Genomic DNA, 21,282 nt, shown 5'->3' with positions numbered 1-21,282 from the left:
CCGAAATCATTGCTGCCACTTGTACGAGTGCCCCCCGGAGCCGAAACTATCTCCGAGGTGACACTCGACTCACCGCTTCGTTCGTGAAGAGGGACAACGTCAAATGGACATGTCGGCGATGCGGAAAACCCCATCCGGATACGCCTGAAAGCCTTGCAGATTTTTCGAGTAGGCATACGTGTTATTTTGGAAGTAGATAAAAATGTATGGGTCTTGTTTATGCATCTCATCCATAAATTGCGAATAAATGGCTTTGCGCTTCGACATGTCGCCGACTTGTCGGGCTTCGTCTAGCAATTTATCGACGGTCGGGTCACTGAAGTTCGATCCGTTTTGCGGACCATCGGTATGCCAGAACTGGTAGGTGTTCTGATCTGGATCAATCCGGCCCGACCACCCGAGCGCAGACGCTTGGAAGGCGTGATTCGTATTGTTGGACAACAGCGTACCGAACTCGAGCTGCTGAATCTTCATCGTGATGTTGTACTTCGCGAGCATGCTTTGCATAATCTGGGCGACCTCGGCAGTGACAGGACTGTTCGCCGTTTGCAGCGTAAACGTAAAGCCGTTCGGGTCACCTGCCTCTTTTAAAAACTTCTTGACCTCGTCCCCATTTGGCGCAGGCGGTGTGTCCTGTTTTGCGTCATACACGGGTGATTTCGGGCTAAATGGGCCCCATGCGGGTGACGCCTCTCCCTTAAACACCACATTCGTAATTGTTTGCCGATCAATTGCAGCATCCACCGCTTCCCGCAGATACTGATTGTTAAACGGCGCCTCGCTCGTATTCAAATAAACACCTTGATAACCTAAACCTGGCGTGTTGGAGACGACGAAGTTCGCGTTCTGCTGCAGTGACGACAGGGACTGTGCAGGCACTTGGTCAGACAGCTGAATGGCGCCGTTCTCCAAGTTCGTCAACTCGACATTCGGGTCACTAAACGCCTTAAATGTCACCTGCTGAATCTTCGGTGCGCCCTTCCAGTAGTTCGGGTTGGCTTTCACCGTAATATGGTCACCCTTCACGCGGCTCTCAAAGATGTAAGGACCTGTCCCCACAGGATGGTTCGCGTAGTCGTCCCCATACTTTTTCACTGCTGCCGGAGACACCATCATCCCAGCCCTATCCGTCAACACGCCGAGCAACGGACTGTAAGGTGCTTTCAAATGCAACACGACCGTATTGCTATCCGGCGTGTCAACCGACTGAATCATATTGAGTTCACTGGCTCTCGCGGAGGTCTTGGCCATATCTCTCTGCAAATTAAACTTCACTGCAGCCGCATCAAACGTCGTCCCGTCCTGGAATTTGACGCCCGTCTGCAAGTGGAACGTGTAGGTCTTGCCGTCGGACGACACCTCGTAGGTCTTGACGAGATCAGGAACAATCTTGCCATCGGGCGTGAGTGCAAAAAGTGTGTCATAAATGTTGGCCATGACCTGGCGATCAACCAGCGCACTCGAGAGCGCTGGGTCAAGCGTCGATGGATCTGCCTGCAACCCCACATTGAGCACACCCGTCTGACTACCCGTGGAGGGCGCCGTCGTGTTGGCGGCATTCCCTGCCGTTCCTGCTGCATTATTTGTTCCACCGCTGCCACATCCGACAACGGCACCCATAGCAATCAGCGTAGCGATGACGGCGAGCGACGTTCCTGCCTTTTTCACCTAGCACAACTCCCCTACTATTTTTCTTGTGATGGTACAAAGTATGGAAAATTCAAAATAGTTCCGCCGGACTTTGCAACAAACCGCTCAATAACCTGTAGGTCTTTCAAAATGTGCCGGTACATCGCATCTCGCGCGGCCAGCTCGTCCCCGGCCTTTAAAGCGGTATAAATTTCTCCATGCTCTTGCAGGATATTGGTTTGCTGATTGTTGATGTCGAGTACGAGGGCGCCATAATACTGAATGAGTGCAGACACGTTTTCCATGATACGAACAAAACGACTGTTTCCCCCGCACAGCCAAATTGATTGGTGAAACTGGTTGTTCAGCGGAACGATACCACGTCTGTCACCGGATGCCAAACAGGTTTCTGTCGCTTCCAAGTTCGCCCGCAAATGTTCGTCGTCGATTTGTTCAAACCGCCGTGCAGCCAAGGCCGCCGCAGCGGGTTCAATCGCCAGACGAAGGTCTGACAATTCGTGGAAGTCGTCAATCGTGGGCAAAAACACGTGAAGCGCCCCACCTTGTTCCACGAGCAACTGTTCATTGGTCAGCAATCGCATGGCCTCGCGCACTGGACTCCGGCTCACCGCTAACTCGGCAGCGAGCTTCGTCTCGACAATTTTCTCACCGGGCCGAAGTTCACCACTCAAAATTGCCGCTCGCAAATGTTCATAAACTTGGTTGACCAACGGTAGCGCACGTTGAATCGGTGTCACTTTCTACCTCCCCTCAAGCAAAACATCCCATAAAGCGATTTGACTCAAAATCCCTTCGGTCGACCGTCGACCGTATTTAATTTAGGAAGATTATAAGGCTAAATTTTCGGATAGGTCAATGTTTTATGTACATTCAAATTGTTTAATTTATATGAAAGCGTTTGCCAGAGGAGATAGAGGAAAAATATATGAGAGCGGTGGAGAGGACGGGGTGGCACGGGGGCCTGTCCGAGAGCACGCCATACGCGTATACCGTGCGGTGACGTCCGACGACCTGGCCCGTCTCGACATCGGCAATCACCCCCCGTGCCAAAATCCAACTCTATCGTATATCGACTCACGAAAGTGGCCACCTTCACCTTTCCAAACCCAATGTGCGCTTGTACGCGATTGCCCTACGACAATTCGACATTACAACACGATCCGCTGCCGCGATGCCATCGAACGCAAGCATGCATCAATGACGCGCATGTTGTTGACTGCGTCCACTGGTTCAAATGCCAACGGCTCTCCAAACAGGGCGCTGCGAGCAAAGCTGTCAGCCTGAAGCGTGTAAGGATTTAACGGTGGGAATGTCTCCTCGCGACGGTCATCATCGGTTGCCACAAAAAAGGTGGCATCGCCAAGGAAAGCGTAAGGTAGCTCGATCCGCCCGACACTTCCGACGATTTCCAACGTGTTGCGGGAAGCCGCCCACATGCCGCAATCAAAAAGTAATGCCACATCGCCAGGGAATTCAAGGAGGCCTGCTGCCATCATGTCGACGTCATCGTGTTGGGAAGATAAGAAGCCCTGCACGGTCACGGCCACCGGTTCACGGTCAAGCAGCAACCGCGCCGCGCTAATCGGATAACAGCCGACATCGTAGAGAGAACCGCCACCCATCGCACGACGGTAGCGCACGTTTGCGGTGTCTGCCGCGTTGTTGAAGGTAAACGCACCGCGAATGCCGCGAATCTCGCCGATTTCACCGGATGCGATAATCTCTTTTATACGAGCATAGCGCGGATGATAACGATACATAAAGGCCTCCGCCAACAAGACACCGGCATCTGCACACGCCTCTACCATCGCTTGCGCCTGTGCTGCGTCGAGCGCCAACGGCTTCTCACAGAGGACGTGCTTGCCCGCAGCAGCTGCGCGAAGCGTCCACTCGTAATGAAGATGGTTTGGCAACGGAATATACACTGCGTCAACGTCATCGTCTTCGAGCAGGTCTTCATAGCGCCCATAGGCGCGTGCGATGCCAAATTGCTTCGCCGCAGCTGTCGCTTTGTCGGCTTGGCGACTGGCAATGGCGACGACTTCTGCGAAATCCGATTGCTGAATACCTGGAATGACAGACTTCATTGCGATATCCGCACAGCCAATGACCCCAAAGCGCAGTTTCTGGTTTGTCATGCGAATCACTCCTTCTCAATGCGTATAAAACAGGATACACTCACTCTAGATGTCTCACTTGGCTCTATTTGTCAGACAAGGAGTGTCTTCAAATGACACCAAATCGGATGGCCATTTTTTATATCGTCACCATGTTTTATTGGTTCTCGACCTATACTTACGTGCCTTTGCTATCTCCGTATGTCACCGCACTCGGTGGGAGTTTGGCCGTCTCTGGGATCATCGTCGGATCATACGGATTCTCACAGATGCTCGTCCGCATTCCCCTAGGCGTGTGGTCTGACCGAATTGGCACACGCAAGCCATTTATCATTGGCGGTGTCGCTGTCGGAACATTAAGTAGTTTAGGGTTTGCGCTCACCCATTCGCTGTGGGCAGCACTCGTCTTTCGCCTGCTTGCCGGTGTTGCCGCAGCCAGTTGGGTCGTCTTCACCGTTCTCTACGCGAGCTATCACAGTCCGGAAAGCGCTCCCAAAGCGATGGGCGTCATCAGCTTCTTCACATCAATTGGCCAGCTTCTGGCAACCACGCTCGGTGGCATCGTCGCGCAACACAATGGTTGGCACGCGGCCTTCTGGCTCGCCGTCAGCGGCGGCATCATAGGAACTATCTTCAGTTTTGGCATCCGCGACAATCCACCTGTAACTGGTACGGAAGGGATGAATCCAAAGGAACTAATCACGGTTGGGCGGGATAAAATCGTGATTGGCGTATCCATTCTCGCCGTCTTGGCACAAGTGATAACATTTTCGACGATGTTTGGCTTTTCGCCTACACAAGCCACACACCTTGGCGCGAATAAAATCGACCTCAGTGTGCTGACACTGGTAACGACACTGCCAAATGCCGTCGCCTCCCTTTACAGTGGTGGAGCCTTGTCGCGCAAACTCGGTGAGCGCAACGTCGTCGTCAGCGGCTTTATCATCGCAGCGATATTTACCGCCCTGATTCCGGCCGTTCACTCCCTGACCTGGTTATACGTGACACAGGCATGCAACGGACTCGGCCAAGGGCTGTGCATGCCTGTCTTGATGGGGCTGGCCATTAAACACGTCCATCCGACACGCCGAGCCACGGCGATGGGCTTCTACCAAGCCATTTATTCGCTCGGAATGTTTGGCGGGCCAGCCATCGTGGGCTGGATTGGCGACGCGTTTGGCCTAGCTGGCGGATTTTATTGTGTCAGCGGCATCAGTGCCATTGCCGTTCTCTGTACATTCGTCCTCGCACCAAAACCGACGCGGCCAAAGCCAAGAGAACAGGCAATGGACGCCTAACGCGCGCGCTCAGACTGCAGAATTGGCAACGCAGCAGTCTGAGCGTTTACCCCGTTTTCGTCGACGGCGGTGGGTTCAAGACGACGAAATCCGTCGCACTCGATGCCTGAACACTCACCTGCCCTTTTTTCACCGACGCACCACTGACCGCCGTAAGTTTTGTGCCGGACAACGCATAAACTTTTGCGCCCTTCTCGATGGCGCTATTTTGGATGGTCAACGTATACTTCTTCGCAAACTTTTGGGCCGCGCCCAGATTCACTGCCATCTCGACAGCAAACTTCCCCTTCGGTAGCGTAGCCCCTAAGGCGGCGGCCGCAGAACTCGCGGAAAGTTGCTGACTGGTTAGCGCCACTTCCGTGTCCGCCTGGACTGCATTCGCAGGCACCTGCAACGTCACGGTACTTCCATTGACATGTCCCGTAAGACGACCTCCCGCTTGGTCGACACTACCAGCCAACAAACCCGTCACACCACTTGCGCTTGCGGGCTTTTGTCGCTTCGCCAAAAGTGGCGCGAGCGCCTGTTCGCCTACGCGCGCAAGCGCCTGTTGCCCACTGGGCGTCGGATGCACATCACCCTCGGCAATCCGTACATCGGCCGTTTGCTTGCCAGCGAAGGCAGTGTGCGCATCCGCAACAGCGACGTTCTTGTATTGTCCCGCAATCTCTAAGATTTCCTCGTTTTCCACTTCCTCCATCAACTCATCGATGTTAGACAAAGGAGAAGAACTGGGGAAAGGATCATATAAATTGAACGCGACAATCGGCGCCGACGTCAGACTTCGGATGCGTGCCACAATCTTGTCAAAGTTCACCCCAAATTGGGCTAACACGGCTGCAGCCTGAATTTGCTGATTCGTACTCAACGTCGGAGCGCTTTGACTCGTAGCATCCGCCAACAGTCCAGCTTTATCGGCCCATTGCAACAAATCGTTGCTGCCGATGTCGAGGGTGAGTACGGAAGCGCCTCGTACCGCTCGACTGAAACTCGGAGTCTTGAGTGCCGCGAGCAAATCTGTCGATGTCCATCCGGGTACGCCGAGATCAGATACGCGGAATCCTTCTGCTTTCGCCATCAACGCCGGATATGCCGATTTCGATGCCACCGTGTTGCCCGCCGTATCCGCCAAGTTATAACCGAACGTGATGGAATCGCCCAGTGCGACCAACGTCCCCTTCGAGGCTGGCGCTTGCTGGCTCGCTACGGCTGCGGTTGTCACACCGGAGGTGGCGAGCACAACCGCCACAGCAGTTTTCACGACATGAGGTAGATACCCAAACACAGTCGCGCACCTCCTTTATCCGCTGTGACAAAATTTTAATGGTTGTCATACGTGATGGACTACAGATACGTTTTTTCCCTCTCTATATTCACTCTACCAAATTGGTCACAACCTCGCCTAGGGTATGTCCTCGAAATTGACTTGGACAGCGCGTGCGAATGAAGAACATGCCCCAACCTCTTCATTTATACCTCGGTTTCAAACCGTTCCTTCATTTGTGTTAAAACTTCGTCATATGGCGTGTCCCAAATGGTCCGATTGAAAATCTCAACTTCGACTGGTCCGTGATACCCTGCAGCTTCGACGGCACGGCGAATCCGCGCATTCTCCACACATCCATCTCCCATCATCCCCCGCGACATCATGGCATCCTTCACTGGAAACAACCAATCGTTCACGTGAAAACCGATGATATGCCCGGCGGATCGATTGATTTCTTCATACAGTTTGGGGTCCCACCACACATGATAGATATCAATCACGACACCCACCTGCTCCGACTGGAGGCGATAGACAATGTCATTCGCCTGCCCCAGTGTCGAAACGACAGACCTATCCGCCGCAAACATCGGATGCAGTGGCTCAATGCCAAGTTTTACGCCGCGCGCTTGCGCGTATGGAATCAGCGCTGCAACCCCCTCTTCGACCATCTGGCGAGCGTCCTCTAATGTGCAGTTCTCCGCAGGTCCACAGACAAGCACCAAAACATCCGTGCCAATCGTCGCTGCCTCATCAATCGCACGACGGTTGTCATCTATCCTTTTGTCTCGCTCTGCCTTTGTTCCCGCCGGGAACATCCCGCCGCGACACAATCCCGACACCTGAAGTCCGGCGTCGCGGACCATGCGCGCGCTCTTTTCAACTCCCATTTCTTGAACTTTGTGCCGCCATAGTCCAATCCAAGGTATGCCAGCACGTGCACATCCATCGACCGCTTCTTGTACGTTCCACGCTTGAGTGGTCATCTGATTCAGGCTGAGAAACTTGATATCCACTTATTCAACACCTCCGAGTGCAAGGACGAGACGCATCCGATTTGCCGCGATTTCTGGATCCCGAATAAGCCCAGCCTGATCTGCCAAAATAAATAACTCTGACAGATGAACAAGAGAGCGCATGCTCTCGAGTCCCCCGACCATCCGAAAATGATTTTGGTGCCCATTTAAATACGCGAGAAAGACGACGCCTGTCTTGTAGAACCTCGTCGGCGCCTGAAAGATATGGCGACTAAGCGGCACGGTCGGCGCCAAAATGGCAGAAAATCTGGCGGTGTCACCTTCATCAAGTGCCTGAAGCGCCTTTGCTGCTGCCGGGGCAATCGCATCAAATATCCCTAATAGCGCATGACTATATGTTTGGTCCCTTCCCAAGATTAGGTCTGGATAATGAAAATCGTCTCCCGTGTACATCTTCACGCCTACTGGCAGCTTCGACCGCATTTGAACTTCTAGTTCAGCATCAAGCAGGGAAATTTTGATACCTTCCACCTTACGAGCGTGCCTGCGGATGACGTCAAGGCACACATCCATGGCGGCACTGACGTCTGGATGGCCCCAGTAACCGGTGAGGGCCGGATCAAACATGTCACCTAACCAATGCAAAATCACTGGCTGCGAAACACCTGAGAGAAGCTCGTCATATACGTTCGCATAGTCGTCGGGCGTACGGGCAATTGCCGCAAGAGCGCGGCTGGCCATCACAATGACCCTTCCCCCAGTGCTTTCGATAAACTCGCACTGTTCCTCGTACGCTCGCACGACATCTGTGAGCGTCGTACCCGGGGTGATTTGCAAATGATCTGTCCCTGCTCCGCAGGCTATCCCGCCACCACACGCCCGCGCATCCGCGACCGAACGGCGAATCAATTCCTTCGTCGTCTCCCAATCAAGACCCATACCGCGTTGAGCCGTATCCATCGCCTCCGCAACAAATAGCCCAAGTGACCACAAGTGCCGGCGAAAGGCGAGCGTCGTCTCCCAATCGACAACGGTGGTCGAGGCGGGATCCACATCTGCGAGTGGACTCGCCACCACGTGTGCAGCCGCGTACGCAATTCGAGTGACTGGCGGTGAACAAGACTCGATTGCAAGAGGGGTTCCAGTGGTCTCGTAAAGTTGAATGCTACCGTTTCGACGCGGTAACCGAATGCTTGACATGATGTCGTCCCCCTTAATCGATGGATAGCGCCGGAACGTCAACCCAACGCCGTTCTGCCCACGATTGGAGCCCAAGTTCCGCAAGTTGGACGCCCTTGGCACCTTCGAGTAGGTCAAACTTAAACGGTGCATCCAAGACGACGTGCCGTAGGAACATCTCCCACTGCACTTTAAATGCGTTGTCCGGTTCATGCCGGGTGGGTACATCCATCCACTGTTCTCGATAGCAGTTTGGGTCAGGAACATCTGGATTCCAAACCGCCTTGGGGGTGTTCGCTCGATGTTGGACCTTACAATTGCGAAGACCCGCAACTGCACTTCCTTCCGTACCATCGACTTGCAATTGGAACAGTTCGTCCCGGTCTACCCGAACGCACCACGACGAGTTAATGTGGGCCACTATACCGTTGTCCAGTTGAAACGTGGTATACGCGGCATCGTCCGACGTCGCGTCGTAAGCATGCTGTGACTCGTCAAAACGCTGTGGAATATGGGTAGCTCCATAGCAGGATAGCGCTTTCACATCTCCGAAAATATTACTGAGAACGTATCGCCAGTGACACAGCATATCGACGATGATGCCACCGCCATCCTCCTTGCGATAATTCCAAGATGGGCGCTGCGCTGGTTCATAATCCCCTTCGAACACCCAATAGCCAAACTCTCCTCGCACGGCTAAAGTCCGCCCAAAAAATCCGGTCTCAACGAGCTGTTGTAGTTTTAACAGACCAGGTAGAAACAGTTTATCTTGTACCACACCGTGTTTAACGCCCTTCGCTTGGGCCAAGCGAGCGAGTTCCACCGCCTCTGCCAGATTTACGCCTGTCGGCTTCTCACAATAAATATGTTTCCCCGCCGCGACAGCTGCGCGCACGCCGTCAGCCCGACGCAACGTCGTCTGCGCATCAAAGTAAATTTCGTCTTCCGGATTTGCCAAACACGCGTCAAGATCTGTACTCCACCGATCAATTCCGTATTTTTGTGCCAACGCACGCAATTTGTGCTCATTTCTGCCAACCAGAATCGGATCCGGCATCAACACCTCACCACCAGGCAGTCGCAGCCCGCCCTGCTTGCGAATCGCGACAATCGACCGTTCCAAATGCTGATACGTGCCCATTCTTCCCGTTACACCGTTCATAATAATTCCAATTTTCCGCATCGAAAGCGCCTCCAAGACCTGGCTCACCGTCCGTGATCCATCGATTTGTAATGACAAAAATACAGTATCACGCGGGACGTATGCAGGTCTTATGAGCGACAGAAATGGTTTGCAAAATCGGAAATCACTACATCTCTCCGAGAAATATCAGCAGTTTTGCGACTACGACTGCGACTTGCGAAACTGCTGGGGCGACATACCCACTTTTTTCTTAAAGGCCCTGTAAAACGTGCTGATGGTCTCAAATCCGACTTCAAAACAAATCGAAATAATGTCTTTATCCGTGCCAATCAACAATTCCTTCGCATGCTTCACACGCACATCAGTCAGGTATTGGATTGGGGTAAGATGAAATCGTTCTGTGAAGATTGCGTTCATGTGGCGCGGCGTAATCTTTAACCGAGCAGCCAGATTTTCTGCCGACAAGTGATGAAAATAGTGCGCCTCAATATAATCGCGCAGCAACTCTGCCCGATGTTCATTCGAGTCACGAAATCTTTGTGATTCCCAACTACGCGCCAAAATCAACAAAACTTGCAGGAGGTGGCCGCGGATGGCGAGATCGGAAAAGTCGTCATTTCGACTCTGCTCATAGAGGATTTTTCGAAACGAATCGCGTAGCTCTGTCGCCGACATCGAATCCACCATGTGGTATTTCGATGTACCAAAGGCGTGCGCAAACAATGCCTCAGAGCCACTCAATTGCTCCAGAAAATCACCGAACGCGAGTACCAGTACAGTCATCCGCGTCCTAGCGTACACCGCATGCAAAGAATGGGGAGCTATGAGTACCATTTGGTCACTACTGACATCGTACGCATGCCCTTGAAGCGTAATCGTACCATCCCCATTGAGGATATAGAGAATCTGGTAGATGTCGTGATAGTGTGGTGTAACCACCGCACCCGGAAGGTGTTTGCTCTCGTATAAACAGATGCCGTTGTTCGCTAGTGAAACTTTCCGAAAGCTCAAGAATTGGCTCACCCTCGTTCATCCGTATCATCCAAAGGTTTGAGGTTCATGCGACGCCTGCTGTAACTTTCCCGTGAAGCATAGAGCCAGACAACTTATCAATTGTAACAAGGCTGCTAAAACCCAGACTGTGGATATTGGTAAATTTTCCTGCAAAAACCCGGCAATTGCGGGTGTAATCGCCCCTGCGAGCATCCCCACGTTCATCACGAATCCAATAGCTGATCCGGCCACACGTTTTGCTACCGCTTGTGATGTAATGGCAAGCACGACCGGGGTAATTGGGTACCCGAAAAACCCCAAGAGCAAAACGACAACCACGAGAAGCCAGGTGGGAATGCCCACCACCATGAGCGCCATCATCACGGCGGTAAGAATCGTAATCCAAACTAGAACCACTTTTCGACGAGCAATGGTCCCACGGTCACAATAGCGACCGATGAGTACCCCGCCGAGCGCTCCAGACAGCCCCATCAAACTCGCAATGGTACCCCCGGTCGTCAGGCTCATATGCTTTTGCGTCTCCATAAACGTCGGGGCCCAAAGCAGCACTATCCACCAACCAGACATTAGTAAGAGATAGAAAATCCCGAGGACGACGACCACTGGTTGCCGAAAGATTTCTCGAAGCGCAACCTTTTCTCTGAGTTGCACCTTGACGGATGCGGCGTCGCCGCGTTTGTTGCGGACAAGAACTCCGTACAATACGGCGACAATGACCCCCAATAAGAATGCGACAAGAAAAACAGGGCGCCACCCGTAGTGCGCCCCCACCATAGCGCCCAGCCAAGTACCAAAAAAACCACCAATCGGATATCCAGCCCAATAGATGGACATCACCGTCGTTCGCTGTTCGTCAGTTGATACCAATGTGATTTCCTGCGACGCGGCGGGCCAAAAAAGCCCTTCACCCAATCCCGTTACAATCCGATATACCAACATCGTAACAAAGCCTGTGGCTATCCCCGTGGCTCCCGTCGCAAGTGAGAAAATAGATAATCCCCAGATAAGAACGGTCTTCCCCGTAAACTTATCAGATAAGATGCCGCCGATAAACAGAAGCACGACGCCCACAGAGAATCGTAACGATGATTAAACGACGGCGATCCACCACAAAAAACCTCCATCCGCCTATTGCGCGTCATAGTGATGAGCACTATGAGCCCCCAACCGTTTCAAATGTGCCTGCACACCGTCATCAAATGGAAGCCCTTTCATTCGTGCCATCCTAGTGGGGATATCCTATCGCAGATACAGCATGGGCATCTTACGAGGACCAGAAATGATTCGCAATATCGGAAGTAGATCAGCAAGTGAGGGGAGCATCTTATCCCCGCACCTGCCCGTCACCTCGTACAATATACTTGTAACTCGTCATCTCCCGCAGCCCCATCGGCCCACGGGCGTGTAACTTTTGCGTCGAAATACCAATCTCCGCGCCAAAACCAAACTCAAAGCCGTCTGTAAAGCGCGAAGACACATTGTGATAAACGACTGCCGCGTCCACGCTTGACAAGAAATTCTCAGCCGCAACCGCGTCCTCGGTGACAATCACTTCGGAGTGAAGCGTTCCATAGCGGCATATGTGATCTATCGCGTCTTCAAGATCATCAACGACTCTAACCGCGAGGATTAAATCCAGATACTCTGTAGCCCAATCCACTTCGTCTGCCATCCGGATACGTTCGACGCCAGCAGCGGACAAAATGCCGCACGTCCGCGCGCAGCCGCGAATCTCGACACCAATATCCATCAGCGCCGGCACAATTTCCGGCAACCAGGCGTCCGCCACCGCTTGGTGCACGAGCAGGGTTTCTGCTGCGTTGCATACCGATGGACGATGCGTCTTCGCATTCGTGATAATTGCGCGCGCTTTTGCCAAATCAGCGGACGCATCGACATACACGTGGCAGTTGCCAACTCCAGTTTCAATGACTGGAACCCGGGCGTTGCGGACAACGCGATCAATCAACCCTGCACCCCCGCGAGGAATCACCAAGTCGACGAGGCCCACCGCTTGGATAATCCAATCGACGGAATCCCGTTCCACACGTTCAATCAACTGAATCGCATCGTTCGGTATCCCGCATTCTGAGAGCCCTTGGTGAAGCGCCCGCACTATCGCGACATTCGACGACTTCGCCTCTCGTCCACCGCGCAACACCGCGGCATTGCCCGTCTTCAGACACAGTGCCGCGGCATCTACCGTGACATTTGGCCTCGATTCATAAATCATAGCGACAACGCCCAGCGGTACCCGAACCTTCTCGATGCGCAGGCCATTTGCGTGTTCAATGACCTCGAGCCTATCTCCGACCGGGTCAGCCAATTCGGCCACCTGCCGCAGCCCCGCCATCATCTGACGAATTCTGTCCTCTGTCAGCAACAATCTATCGATGCGTGCAGCGGGCTGCCCGGCGCGCTGTGCGGCAACGACATCCGCGCGATTGGCTGTAAGGATGGCTTCTCGCGCGTCCCAGAGCGCCTGCGCCATTTGTGCGAGCGCCCTGTTCTTGACGTCCGTGGAAAGTGGCGCCAACGACCGACTGGCTATTTTAGCCCGCCGAAGTCGCTGCTGAACGTAAGTTTCTAAGTCCACTTGCGCCAAAACATCCTCCGCCTTTTGTTCCACTTCACGCCCCGCCATGCACATGCGCCCCCTCCATGACAACTAAGTTGTTGCGATGCACGACTTCCGTCAGATTCTCCAGTCGTTCGCCACGTTTTCGTCGGTCCATCAGCATGTCGAGATCGCGTGCGGAAAAGTTTGTAATACCCTTACCAATCACGCGTCCGGTCACATCCGCCAAGGCGACCGGGCTCCCCTCGTGAAAATCCCCCTCAACCCGCACAATGCCTGGCAGCAACAGGCTTCCGGTTCCTGCGACCAGCGCCATGACCGCACCGTCGTCCATTTGCAACACGCCACTCGCGTGCGGTCCATGCACGAGCCACGACTTGCGATGGGCTAGTGGCGCCGGGCGCGCATGAAACAGCGTCCCCGTCGGTTGCCCGTCGGCAATTCGCAAAAGTACATCCGGCTCTTCACTCGACGCAATCACCACATCAATCCCCGATTGAACAGCTGTCTTGGCCGCAGAAATCTTCGTACGCATCCCGCCCGTGCCCACAGCACTCCCTGCGCCACCGGCCAGCGCTTCAATCTCTCCTGTAATTTCCCATATTTCCGCAAGGCGCGTGACGTTCGCGTCCGCCTTCGGGTCACCTGTATATAACCCGTCGATATCCGTCAGCAGCACTAGGCAATCGGCCTCCGAGACGAGTGCCGTCAAGGCGGCCAACGTATCATTGTCCCCAAACCGAATTTCGTCCACCGCCACCGTATCGTTCTCGTTGACCACCGGCACAATTTCGCCGTGCAAGAGTGTCAACACGGTGTTGCGGATATGAACAAATCGCTTTCTATCTTCAATATCAAGCCGTGTTAGCAATACCTGTCCTGTCACAATGCCCCGGTCTCCAAACAGTTGGCCATAAGTCTCCATTAGTAAGGTCTGTCCAACAGCCGCAGCAGCTTGCTTCTCCGGTAGCGTAATCGTCGCCCTATCCCACCCGAGACGCCCCAAGCCCGCCGCGATTGCGCCTGATGATACCAATATCACCTGGCAATCCCGACTTTGCCGAAGCAAAATCAACTGATTCACCAACCGTTGCATCTTCTCAATCGATAACCGCCCACGACCATCGGTAATCGAACTTGATCCGACCTTGACCACCATCCGCCTTCGCTTCGCACCCTGGCCTATCACGCGCGTATCCCCCGCAAAACAAGGATTATTCTGACGATATTTATTGTACAAGAGAATGGAGTAAGAAACATCTGTGGAATCAAATTCCTCAGGAAATACCGAATGCGACTACTAAAAAGGGGCAAGCTGACCAATAGTCAACTTGCCCCTTTTCCTTCGTAACGACACCACGCATACAGCAATCTTTTCTACTGCTTACGATGCCGCCTTAGAATCCTTTAAAACTGGAACCCTTGGTGACGAGTTGCAATGGAGAACTGACCGTCTTCGGCACGCTCTGACCGTTGATGAGCTTAACGGCATTATCGACGCCAAGGATACCTTCTTGTGTCGGCTGTTGTGCGATATCTGCATATATCAAGCCGTTGTTCACGTCAGTGATAGCCTCTTGCTCACCATCGATTCCAACGATGTCGATTCCTTTTTTTCCGGATTGCTGAATCGCTTTCAACGCGCCCAGTGCCATTTCGTCGTTTTGTGCGAACACTCCGTTGATGTCAGGATGTGCTTGTAAGATATTCTGCATGACGTTCAACGCCGTATTTCTATCAAAGTTCGCCGTTTGCTTCGCAACCACTTTGATGCCAGGCGCAGTGGCAATCTCTTGGTCAAAGCCTTTCTCACGGTCGATTTCAGAGGAGGCTCCAATCGTTCCTTGAAGCTCAACAACCTGTCCCTTTCCGCCAAGTGCTTTAATCAATTGGTCAGCTGCTTCCTTACCAGCTTCTACACTATCGGACGCGATAAACGTAGCCACTTTCCCAAAGTTGACACTTCTATCAAGCGTGATGACCGGAATATTTGCCTGATTCGCCAACTTCACGGCGGAGGACAAGCTGTTGCTGTCGACCGGATTTAACAGGATTGCGCTCACGTGTTGCTGAATCAAATCCTGTACCTGATTCAACTGCGTCGCAGCGTCATTATTCCCGTTTTCAACGGTTACCTTCAAACCATCCTTTTTCGCCTCTGACTGTACGCCATTCTGCATCGCCACGAAGAATGGATTGTTCAGGGTCGAAACGGCAAAGCCAATCGTCTTTCCAGATGCCGACGAAGATGTGGTAGCGTTTCCACTTGTGCTACTCGTGTTTGAGGCTGTGTTGCTCGACGACGTGGAACCAGTCGTGCCACATCCGCTTACGAGAACGCCTACTGCCAATGTGCTCAATGCTGCGATTTTCCAAGTTTTCATGAGTAATTCCCCCTATGATTTGTTAGTTCTTTTTGCGGTCAAGCAGGATTGCGACCAAAATGATCAAGCCTTTCACAGCGTCTTGCCAAAATGAATTGACATTTAAAAGGTTTAATCCGTTGTCGATCACCCCCAAAATAAGTGCACCCACCAGGGTACCGATGATACTGCCTTCACCACCAACCAGACTTGTGCCACCAAGAACAACTGCGGTGATGGCATCGAGTTCATACCCTGTTCCGGCAGTTGGTTCTGCTGTGCCTAACCGCGACGTCAAAATCAACCCTGCGAACGCGGCCAGTACACCGGCTACCACGTAGACCCAAACGAGATAGCGATTTACCTTAACACCAGCGAGCTGTGCAACCTTCTCATTCCCGCCAAGCGCGTAAATCTTGCGACCTACGACCGTCTTTTTCAGCACAATCCAGCCAACAATGAAGACGACGGCGGCAATCACTACGGGAATTGGAATGCCAGCTATGAGCCCAGTCCCTAGATTTGAGAAAGAGTTCGGCAAGTTAAAGATAGGCATCCCGTGGGTATACACTTCTGTCAAACCTCTAAACAACTGCTGGGTGCCAAGTGTCACAATAAATGGTGCCAGGCGTCCATAAGATACCAAGAGTCCATTGAGTGCACCGCCTGCAGCACCGACGACGATACCAACAATACAAGCCAGAAATACGTTGACGTGCGCGACCATCAAGCCAGATGAAATGACGGCACTCAAGGCCAATGTGGAGCCAACCGACAAATCAATTCCCGACGTGAGAATGACAAATGTCATGCCGACACCTAACAATGCATTGACCGTGGTCTGCAAAGCGACGTTTCGCAAGTTGGAAAACGTCAGAAACTGATTGGACAAAATCGACATCACAATAAAGATAAGTACAAGTCCAATGAGCGGTCCAAGCCGGTATTTTTTGATCACGTTCACGATAGTTTCCTCCCGGTCGCCAACTTCATAAAGTTCTCATTGTTCATTTCCTCGCCCTTGATTTCACCCATGACTTCTCCCTCGTGCATGACGTAAATCCGGTCACAGATTCCCATGAGTTCTGGTAAATCGGACGATATCATCAAAATGCCACGCCCTTGCGACTTAAACGCATTCATTAGCTCGTAAATTTCCTGTTTTGCCCCCACGTCAATCCCACGTGTTGGCTCATCGAGAATCAGCAACACCGGGTCTTGCGCCATCCACTTGCCGATGACAATCTTTTGTTGATTCCCACCGCTCAAGCTTCCAGCAGGCTGGTCTATCGACGCGACCTTGATGCGCATCTTATTCACGACTTCTGAAGTGAAATCCCGCTCCTGTCGAGATTGGATGAACCCAAATCGGCTTCTCAGCCCTAGCGTCGGAAGTGCCATGTTTTCACGCACGCTAAACGGTAAAATCAGCCCTTGCGATTTTCTATCTTCCGTGACAAAAGCTAAACCGCTGTCAATAGCTTGCTTCGGCGTCTTGAAGCGAGTTCGCTTGCCATTGAACTCAAACTCGCCTTCAACAATTCGATCAACGCCCGCAAATGCGCTTACAAGTTCAGTGCGCCCAGCGCCCATCAAACCGCCAAGTCCAACAATCTCACCGGCCCTCACTTCCAACGTGGCTCGCTTGACCTTCGGCGTCTTGACATCGACCGCCTTCAGCAAGACTTGTCCGGGATTGGATGGGGTCTTCGGATACCTGTCATCGACCGTGCGGCCGACCATCATCGATACCAATTCATTTTCATCCGCAGTCTTCATATCCCGGGTAGCAATGAACCGGCCATCTCTTAAAACCGAAACCTTGTCGGCAATTCGATACAACTCTTCCATCCGGTGAGAAATGTAGACAATACCGACACCATTTTTCTTAAGCGACTCTATAATTTGAAACAATCGTTCCGTTTCGCTTTCGGTCAATGCAGCGGTAGGCTCGTCCATCACCAGATATTTGACATCTTGTAACAAAGCCTTCCCAATCTCCACCAATTGTTGCTCGCCGATCCCTAGATTTTTTACCAACTCGCTAGGATGGCGTTGCAAATTGACTTGCTGCAAAATACTTTTGACCTTGTCGTTCAGTTTGCTGCTGCGGATAAAGCCCGACTGCTGATATTCCGCTTCGTTACCAATCAAAAAATTTTCTGCTATCGATAGATTCGGAAACAGGTTAAGCTCCTGGTGTATCATCCCAATCTGATGTTTTTTGGCGTCGTCGACATTCTTAATGTCGACCACCTGGTCATCAATGACAATTTCACCGGCATCCGCCTGATATTCACCCGTCAAAATTTTCATCAACGTCGACTTGCCGGCGCCATTTTCACCGAGCAACGCGACTACTTTTCCGCCTTCAACAATCAGTTCAACCTCTTCCAGGACGCGTACACCTGAAAACGATTTACTAATGCCGCGCATCATCAGCTTCCCCACACGAAACACCTCCTTAGAATACGACTCCTGCGTATAAAACGATGTTTGCGTAAGGCGTCCATTCACCGGTTCGCACGATAACGCTTACACTTTCGGTAATTTTTTTCAGCTCTTCATGAGACACCAGCGCTATTGCATGTCCAACCTTTTCAACAATGGTGTCGTAGATTTCATGGCCGGACTGCCTTAGCTCATCTGCGATTACGGCCTTCTCCACTGCTAACTCACTCAAAATAACGGTGAGTACATCTATAAAAGACGGGACGTTTTCGCGGATGGCCAAATCGACCATGCGAACCCCTTTCGGTACAGGCAGCCCGTAGTCCGAGATGACCAAGGATTGCCCATGTCCAAGCTCGGCAATGATCTTTGACAACTCACTGTTCAAGACGCCCTGTTTCTTCATGTTGTCACCTCAGTGTCAATATCATAACCCATGTGGAAACGTTACCACAACAGCATACAAAAAAACAATATGGAATTTCTATTTGGTCGATTTTCTCTCCACTAGCTTGGCATCAAATTCTATTTTCATTTCCGATACGCGGTTCTTAAACAGCGAAAACGCAGCACGTCCCATTTCATTTGCCGGCTGACGAATCGTCGTCAACGAAGGCGAGGTACATTTTGCCATATCAATATCGTCATACCCCACAATCGACACGTCGTCGGGTACTTGAATGCCAAGTTCATTCGCGGCCTGAATCACGCCAATGGCCATCATATCGTTTCCCGCGAAGATGCCATCCGGCGGGCAATCGCTTGTAAATGCCTTCTTCGCAGCTTCATAGCCGCCAGAAAATCGGAAGTTCCCCTGCAGTACAATAGTCTCCAAATCATGTTTCTTCATCGTTTTTAAATAGCCACTCAAGCGTGCTCTAGCGGAGGTCGATTTTCTCGGACCAGTTACGTGCGCGATGCGTTTGCAGCCAATCGAAATCAGTTTCTCTGTGGCGATTCTGGCGCCTTTTTCGTGATCGACATAGATATAACTTTCATCACTTGTCACCTTACGATCAACAAACACACACGGTACTGGCGAAAGCATGCGAATCAAATCGCGCTCTGGGCTCCGGTTGCCAATGATAATGACTCCCTCCACACCTCTTCCTTTGAGGACGTTGAGATACATTTTTTCACGCTCGAGATCCCAGTTCGAATTGCATAAAATCACCGTAAATCCGCTCTCAATCGCCGCTTCCTCCGTGCCGCGTGCCACCTCAGCAAAAAATGGATTGGCCACATCCGGAAGCAGCAAGCCGATGGTCGACGTCTTCCCGCTCACCAAGCCACGCGCAATCGAGCTCGGTTCAAAGTTCAGTTGACTCATGGCATCGACAATTTTCTTCCGCGTTTTTTCCCCCACATAGCCACTGTTATTGATGACCCGGGACACAGTAGAAACCGAGACACCCGCGAGTTTCGCGACTTCTTTAATCGTGGTCGACATGACTAGATTCCCATCTTTCAAAATGAGGTAACGTTTCCACAGACGACTGCAAAAACTCTACAATCTCGCCGTGCTCTGGAATAGATGTCTGTGCGCCGGATCTTGTTACGGCAATTGCAGAAGCAGCAGAAGCGAACCGCAGGGACTCCATGGGATTCTCGCCAAAAAAAACGCTCGCAAAAGCGCCTATAAACGTATCTCCAGCAGCGGTCGTATCAACTGCTTGCACCCGAAACGCCGGTACATGAACCGTCAATGCGTGATCTGCGTACAAAGAACCACTTGAACCGAGTGTCAGAATCACAGCTTTTGCTCCAAGCGTTACCAATTCCTTGGCGGCATCCGTATAATCCGTATGTGTATTCAGCGGTTTACCCAATACCACACTCGCTTCGGTCTCATTGACCACAAGGATGTCAACCAGTTGAAGAATATCCTTCGGTACGGCATGCGCTGGTGCTGGATTATAGAACACCTTCGCAGATTTTTCGTGCGCGACCCGAATGGCCTCATAGCTGGACTCAAGCAAAATCTCATTTTGAACCAGCAGGGCGTCAAAGTTCGCATTCTCCAGTGCAGTTCGGACATCATCAGGCGTTACCTTACCATTCGCGCCTTCCGACAAAATAATATTGTTCTCTCCCTCGTCATTCACCGTAATGAATGCCAATCCCGAGGTGCCTTCCTTCTGAAGGATCTTCGAGGTATCAATTCCATCACGCGCAATCGACGCAATCAGTTCTTTTCCAAACCCATCCGTACCAACAGCGCCCACCATTTGAACGGAAGCGCCCGCCCGTGCTGCGGCGACTGCCTGATTCGCGCCTTTTCCGCCAGGGATATAACTCGTCCCTTTTCCCTTAATCGTCTCACCTGGGCGCGGATGGTGACTCACGCGGTTCACAACATCCATATTCATACTGCCAACCACAACGATGTTCAATCTATCACTCCTAGTCTCTTTAGTCTTCATAACGCCTAACTTTAATTAAATTTAACACAAGGAGCCATAAAGTATAGGCTTACATTTTGTGGATAGGTTCAACGCCAATTGTGCAGATGGCATAAAGCGCTTCCTATCGACATTATAACGGAATTAGGCAAATACTTGAAACGAAATATCCAACCGCCAATAAAACCGGAGCACAATGGTGGCATTCGCTTCCCACAGCACAATGTCCTTATCGACCGTGTCAAGCGCCTGTCCTCGATGGTTCTCCATATCGACATTGGTCATAGTTCCACTTTGAATCAACTCGCCGACACCAAGCATGGCGGAGTAGTAAATGGAATCGCTGTCGGGTAGGGCTGTTCACCTCCAAATAACGTTATCCCCCTAAAATCATTGGCAAACCTCCATATCCATGATAGGTTATCATTAGCTTTAAATCCCTATCTTAGGAGAGAATTATGAGTCCTGTCCGCAGAGCCTTTATTGCAGGTCATGGAAGACTCCCATCGGGATCTGCCGCAAAAACAGCTTACGATACACTTGCCCTAGTCGTTGAGATTGAAATGCAGCATGCTGTAATTCTTTCTGTGGAATGCACATTAGCTACACATCTTGGAAGAAATTTCGTATGCGAATTGCTGAAAGGACACTCACTGCGTGACGGAGTGGACGCAATGATTGATGAAATCAAGCTACATTACCACGGTGCAACAAAAGCTGCACTCATTGCCGCTATCAAAGACCTTGAAGCGGAATACGAGCGACTATCAGCAACATGAACACGAATGGTCTCTTTACTTTCTCGAAATCCATCATTCAAGATACACAAAGTACTGTTTTTATCT

General features: G+C 51.8%; 20 protein-coding genes. 2 read left to right on the top strand and 18 right to left on the bottom strand.

Annotation, left to right across the window (positions count from 1 at the left end; genetic code table 11):
• Positions 1 to 99: 99 nt before the first annotated feature.
• The 3 genes from J3482_RS04045 to J3482_RS04035 form a co-directional block, all read right to left on the bottom strand.
• Entirely contained in the window at positions 100 to 1,668 is a 1,569-nt protein-coding gene (locus J3482_RS04045) for an ABC transporter substrate-binding protein (RefSeq protein WP_146821300.1), read from the bottom strand.
• 17 nt (positions 1,669 to 1,685) lie between these two features.
• Positions 1,686 to 2,387 carry a GntR family transcriptional regulator gene (locus J3482_RS04040; RefSeq protein WP_146821302.1) on the bottom strand — a complete coding sequence of 234 codons (702 nt, stop codon included), beginning with the start codon at positions 2,385 to 2,387 and terminating at the stop codon, positions 1,686 to 1,688.
• Positions 2,388 to 2,798: 411 nt separating this feature from the next.
• A complete protein-coding gene (locus tag J3482_RS04035) occupies positions 2,799 to 3,788 on the bottom strand; it encodes a Gfo/Idh/MocA family protein (RefSeq protein ID WP_146821304.1) in 990 nt (329 codons plus the stop codon).
• Positions 3,789 to 3,880: 92 nt separating this feature from the next.
• Between J3482_RS04035 and J3482_RS04030 the strand changes: the two genes are divergently transcribed.
• Positions 3,881 to 5,065 carry an MFS transporter gene (locus tag J3482_RS04030; protein ID WP_206917600.1) on the top strand — a complete coding sequence of 395 codons (1,185 nt, stop codon included), beginning with the start codon at positions 3,881 to 3,883 and terminating at the stop codon, positions 5,063 to 5,065.
• Positions 5,066 to 5,111: 46 nt separating this feature from the next.
• Here J3482_RS04030 and J3482_RS04025 read toward each other — a convergent pair whose 3' ends face one another.
• The 15 genes from J3482_RS04025 to J3482_RS03955 all read right to left on the bottom strand — a co-directional run bounded on the left by J3482_RS04025 (position 5,112) and on the right by J3482_RS03955 (position 20,740).
• Positions 5,112 to 6,350, bottom strand: a complete 1,239-nt coding sequence (locus J3482_RS04025; RefSeq protein WP_146821309.1) for a GDSL-type esterase/lipase family protein — start codon at positions 6,348 to 6,350, stop codon at positions 5,112 to 5,114.
• A gap of 185 nt (positions 6,351 to 6,535) precedes the next feature.
• Positions 6,536 to 7,315, bottom strand: coding sequence for a sugar phosphate isomerase/epimerase family protein (locus tag J3482_RS04020; protein WP_146821464.1), 780 nt, complete (start codon positions 7,313 to 7,315; stop codon positions 6,536 to 6,538).
• 30 nt (positions 7,316 to 7,345) lie between these two features.
• The gene (locus tag J3482_RS04015; protein ID WP_438938606.1) at positions 7,346 to 8,509 is read right to left on the bottom strand and encodes a dihydrodipicolinate synthase family protein; all 1,164 of its coding nucleotides are present in this window, start codon (positions 8,507 to 8,509) and stop codon (positions 7,346 to 7,348) included.
• A 10-nt stretch (positions 8,510 to 8,519) separates the two neighbouring features.
• Positions 8,520 to 9,668: a Gfo/Idh/MocA family protein gene (locus J3482_RS04010; RefSeq protein WP_206922093.1), complete on the bottom strand. Its 1,149-nt coding sequence runs from the start codon at positions 9,666 to 9,668 to the stop codon at positions 8,520 to 8,522.
• A 162-nt stretch (positions 9,669 to 9,830) separates the two neighbouring features.
• Positions 9,831 to 10,640 (bottom strand): AraC family transcriptional regulator, encoded by an 810-nt coding sequence (locus tag J3482_RS04005; protein WP_188332090.1) that lies wholly within the window; start codon positions 10,638 to 10,640, stop codon positions 9,831 to 9,833.
• A gap of 27 nt (positions 10,641 to 10,667) precedes the next feature.
• On the bottom strand, positions 10,668 to 11,705 hold the full coding sequence (locus J3482_RS04000) for an MFS transporter (protein WP_206922092.1): 1,038 nt from the start codon (positions 11,703 to 11,705) through the stop codon (positions 10,668 to 10,670).
• Between the two features lie 262 nt (positions 11,706 to 11,967).
• Positions 11,968 to 13,287 carry a glutamate-5-semialdehyde dehydrogenase gene (locus J3482_RS03995; protein ID WP_206917590.1) on the bottom strand — a complete coding sequence of 440 codons (1,320 nt, stop codon included), beginning with the start codon at positions 13,285 to 13,287 and terminating at the stop codon, positions 11,968 to 11,970.
• Positions 13,274 to 14,410 (bottom strand): glutamate 5-kinase, encoded by a 1,137-nt coding sequence (proB, locus tag J3482_RS03990; protein WP_223203968.1) that lies wholly within the window; start codon positions 14,408 to 14,410, stop codon positions 13,274 to 13,276. The genes J3482_RS03995 and proB overlap by 14 nt, the downstream gene beginning before the upstream one ends.
• Before the next feature lie 208 nt (positions 14,411 to 14,618).
• Positions 14,619 to 15,605, bottom strand: coding sequence for a substrate-binding domain-containing protein (locus J3482_RS03985; protein WP_146821322.1), 987 nt, complete (start codon positions 15,603 to 15,605; stop codon positions 14,619 to 14,621).
• A gap of 22 nt (positions 15,606 to 15,627) precedes the next feature.
• Positions 15,628 to 16,548: an ABC transporter permease gene (locus J3482_RS03980; protein WP_438938577.1), complete on the bottom strand. Its 921-nt coding sequence runs from the start codon at positions 16,546 to 16,548 to the stop codon at positions 15,628 to 15,630.
• Entirely contained in the window at positions 16,545 to 18,035 is a 1,491-nt protein-coding gene (locus J3482_RS03975; protein ID WP_206917587.1) for a sugar ABC transporter ATP-binding protein, read from the bottom strand. The genes J3482_RS03980 and J3482_RS03975 overlap by 4 nt, the downstream gene beginning before the upstream one ends.
• A gap of 13 nt (positions 18,036 to 18,048) precedes the next feature.
• Positions 18,049 to 18,441 carry a D-ribose pyranase gene (rbsD, locus tag J3482_RS03970; RefSeq protein ID WP_146821326.1) on the bottom strand — a complete coding sequence of 131 codons (393 nt, stop codon included), beginning with the start codon at positions 18,439 to 18,441 and terminating at the stop codon, positions 18,049 to 18,051.
• A 78-nt stretch (positions 18,442 to 18,519) separates the two neighbouring features.
• The gene (locus tag J3482_RS03965; RefSeq protein ID WP_223203969.1) at positions 18,520 to 19,485 is read right to left on the bottom strand and encodes a LacI family DNA-binding transcriptional regulator; all 966 of its coding nucleotides are present in this window, start codon (positions 19,483 to 19,485) and stop codon (positions 18,520 to 18,522) included.
• Positions 19,469 to 20,428 carry a ribokinase gene (gene rbsK, locus J3482_RS03960; RefSeq protein WP_223203970.1) on the bottom strand — a complete coding sequence of 320 codons (960 nt, stop codon included), beginning with the start codon at positions 20,426 to 20,428 and terminating at the stop codon, positions 19,469 to 19,471. Before rbsK ends, J3482_RS03965 begins: the two co-directional genes overlap by 17 nt.
• 153 nt (positions 20,429 to 20,581) lie before the next feature.
• Positions 20,582 to 20,740: a hypothetical protein gene (locus J3482_RS03955; protein ID WP_188332091.1), complete on the bottom strand. Its 159-nt coding sequence runs from the start codon at positions 20,738 to 20,740 to the stop codon at positions 20,582 to 20,584.
• A 155-nt stretch (positions 20,741 to 20,895) separates the two neighbouring features.
• On the opposite strand from J3482_RS03955, the gene J3482_RS03950 reads away from it, so the two are divergent.
• Entirely contained in the window at positions 20,896 to 21,216 is a 321-nt protein-coding gene (locus J3482_RS03950) for a DUF3870 domain-containing protein (protein WP_146821330.1), read from the top strand.
• Positions 21,217 to 21,282 lie beyond the last annotated feature (66 nt).

The sequence above is a fragment of the Alicyclobacillus suci genome (genome assembly GCF_017329615.1).
Classification (GTDB): domain Bacteria; phylum Bacillota; class Bacilli; order Alicyclobacillales; family Alicyclobacillaceae; genus Alicyclobacillus; species Alicyclobacillus suci.
This window is presented reverse-complemented; position numbering and strand designations above follow the sequence as displayed.